The organism is Arthrobacter sp. P1_C12_2 (assembly GCF_056406415.1).
This window is the reverse complement of the sequence record NZ_JBFUAF010000045.1, coordinates 1-3,336: the sequence shown is the minus strand read 5'-3', so window position 1 is coordinate 3,336 and position 3,336 is coordinate 1. Positions and strand designations below refer to the sequence as shown.

3 protein-coding genes are annotated in these 3,336 nt (G+C 67.9%); all 3 read left to right on the top strand.

Features of this window, described 5'->3' with window-relative positions:
* Window positions 1-1,405: thiamine pyrophosphate-dependent enzyme (locus AC1DZQ_RS22445; protein WP_476965566.1), on the top strand; the 1,405-nt coding region annotated here is incomplete at its 5' end.
* 12 nt (window positions 1,406-1,417) lie between these two features.
* Window positions 1,418-2,824 (top strand): gamma-aminobutyraldehyde dehydrogenase, encoded by a 1,407-nt coding sequence (locus AC1DZQ_RS22440; RefSeq protein ID WP_476965565.1) that lies wholly within the window; start codon window positions 1,418-1,420, stop codon window positions 2,822-2,824.
* Between the two features lie 28 nt (window positions 2,825-2,852).
* Window positions 2,853-3,336: amidohydrolase family protein (locus AC1DZQ_RS22435; RefSeq protein ID WP_476965564.1), on the top strand; the 484-nt coding region annotated here is incomplete at its 3' end.

Genomic DNA, 3,336 nt, shown 5'->3' with positions numbered 1-3,336 from the left:
CCGTGGTCCCGGTGCCGCCAACGCCTTCATCGCCATCCACACCGCACACCAGGACGCCACCCCGCTGATCCTGTTCGTGGGCCTCATCCCGGTCGCGGACCGCGGCCGGGAGTCGTTCCAGGAATTCGACATCAACGCCTGGTTCCGCAGCACCGCCAAGAAGGTCGTGACGCTTGACGACGCCGCTTCCGCCGCCCGCGTGGTGGACGATGCCATCTTCACGGCCCTGAGCGGCCGGCCGGGTCCCGTTGTGATCGGCCTCCCCGAAGACGTGTTGGTCCACGCCATTGAATCCGGCACCGTGGAACCCCGCACCGTCGCCCGGCCCGATCCGTCAGCGGCGGACCTCGCCGGCCTGGAGGCGAAGCTGGCCGCGGCCAAGAAGCCCCTGATCGTGGTGGGCGGCGAAGGCTGGAACCAGGAATCCTCCGACGCTCTGGCCGGCTGGTCCTCCCGCCACGGCATCCCCGTGCTCGCGGATTTCCGCGCCTATGACGCCGTGCCGCACAGCAGCGACGCCTACGCCGGCTACCTCGGCTACGCCCGCAGCGACGCCAACGCCCGCCGCCTCGATGAGGCCGATCTGCTGGTGTTCGTCGGCTGCGTCCGCGCCGACGTGCTCTCCGACGGCTACAAGCGCGGACTGGATGCCGTCACCGTCGTCGTCCACCCCGGCGCCGATCTGCTGGGCCACTTCGGCCGCCTGGACCAGCACATCCCGGCCCACGTCGCGTCCTTCGCCACCGCACTCGCCGCCACGGAATCCGCAGTGGAACCCGCGGCCGGCTGGCTGGCCGGGGCCCGCGCGGACTACGAAAAATTCTCCACCGCGCAGCCTGACGGTGGAACCGGCGTGGACCTCGCCGTCGTGATGGAAATCCTCAAGCAGGAAATGGACGACGACGCCGTCATCACGTACGGCGCCGGGAACCACTCGCTGTGGCCGGCCCGCTACCTCAAGCACAACACGGCGAACTCCCTCGCCGCGCCCCGCAACGGTGCCATGGGCATGGGGATCCCGGCCGCGGTGGCTGCCTCCCTGGCCTATCCCGGCCGCCAGGTGATCTCCGTGGCCGGCGACGGCTGCTTCATGATGAACGGCCAGGAAATGGCCACCGCCATGGGCCATGGCGGGAAGTTCATCGCCCTCGTGGTGGATAACGGCATCTTCGCCACGATCCGTGAGCACCAAGAAGGCCACTACCCGGGCCGCCCCTCGGGCACGCACATGACCAACCCGGACTTCGCCGCGCTGGCTCGGTCCTACGGCGGCTACGGCGAACGTGTGGAGAAGGCCGAGGACTTCGGCGCTGCGTTCCGCCGCGCCGTCGAATCCGGGCTGCCGGCGGTCCTGCACCTGCCGCAGGACCCAGCCACCCGCTCGCCCCAGACCGCCAGCAACTGACCGGAGCATTCCATGATCACCCTGAATAACATCATCAATGGCCAGTCCGTTCCGGCAGCGGCCTCCTTGCCTTTCTTCGATCCGGCCACCGGAGTCCAGCTCGGCAGCGCACCGGACAGCGACGCCGCCACGGTAGACAGCGCGTTCCAGGCCGCGCACACGGCGTTCACGAGCTATAGACGGACCACCCCGGCGGAACGCCAGGCCATGATGCTCAAACTCGCTGACCTGATCGAGGCCAACGCCGACCGGCTGCTTGAGGCGGAAGTCGCCTGTACCGGAAAGCCCCGGCAGATCACCAGGGAGATCGAAATCCTGAGGGGCGCGGACCAGCTCCGCTTCTTCGCCGGTGCGTGCCGGGTGGTGTCCGGCACGGCACAGACTGAATACGTGAGGGGATTCTCCTCGACGGTCCGCCGGGAACCGCTCGGCGTGGTCGCCCAGATTACTCCCTGGAACTACCCGTTCATGATGGCCATCTGGAAGATCGGCCCGGCCCTCGCCGCCGGGAACACGCTCGTCCTGAAACCGGCCGACACCACGCCGTGGTCCACGGTTGTGCTGGGTGAGCTGGCCCAGGAAGTGTTCCCGGCCGGCGTCGTGAACATTGTCTGCGGCGGCCGGGGGACCGGTGCCGCCTTGGTGGATCACGAGATCCCGGAAATGGTGTCCATCACTGGTTCGACCCGGGCCGGGGCGCAGGTCATGTCGGCCGCGGCCAAAACGCTCAAGGACGTCCACCTTGAGCTCGGCGGCAAGGCACCCGCGATCGTCTTCGCCGACGTCGACATTCAGCTGACAGCCAAGGAGATCGCGTTGAGTGCGTTCTTCAACGCCGGCCAGGACTGCACCGCCGTGACCCGCGTACTGGTGCACGAAACCATCCACACCGAGTTCGCGGCGGCGCTCGGTGCCGCGGCGGCCGCGCTCACCGTGGGCGGCGAGGCCGCGGACCTCGGTCCGCTGAACAGCGCCGCCCAGCTTGAGCGGGTGGAGGGCTTCATGTCCCGGCTCCCGGCCAACGCCACGGTCCTCGCCGGCGGCAAGCGCACCGGCACCGGCTACCACTTCGAACCCACCGTGATCGACGGCGTCTTCCAGAGCGACGAGGTGGTGTGCGACGAGATCTTCGGTCCAGTGCTCACGGTGCAGCCCTTCGCCACGGAGGAAGCGGCCATCGAGCTCGCCAACGGCACCAAGTACGCCCTGGCCTCCAGCGTCTGGTCCAACAACCACGGCGTGGTCACCCGGGTCTCCAATGAACTGGACTTCGGGTGCGTGTGGATCAACTGCCACCAGGTGATCCCCGCCGAGGCCCCGCACGGCGGTTTCAAGCACTCCGGCACCGGCAAGGACCTCTCGGTCTTCGGCCTGGAGGATTACACGCGCATCAAATCCGTCACCACCTCCCACCGCTAAACCGCCGGTTCCAAACGCTAGGTAGCCCATGAAACTCGATCTCCTGCTCCGCAACGCCAACATCATCACGATGAACGCGGACCGCCCGGCCGCCCACACACTGGGCGTCTGGCAGGGCCTCGTGGTGGGACTTGATGAGGAGGTGGAGGGGCTCGACGCCTTCGAGGTTCTGGACTTGGACGGCGCCACCGTGACGCCGGGCTTCATCGACGCCCACTGCCACACCACGTGGTTCGGGCTGGGCCTGGGCGAAGTGGACGTGTCCACCGCTAGCGGCCTCGACCAGCTCTACGCCATGCTGGAAGCGGACATGGCAACGGTTGGCATAACCGATGAGGAAAGGACCCCAGATCAGCACACGAAATGGCTGATGGCCACCGGCTTCAGCCAAACGCAGCACGGCGGCGAGTTCCCGGACATTGCGGTGCTGGACCGGATCACCGGGGATCGGCCGCTGTTCATCCGGCACAACTCCGGCCACATGGCCGTAGTGAACACCGCCGCGCTGCGGC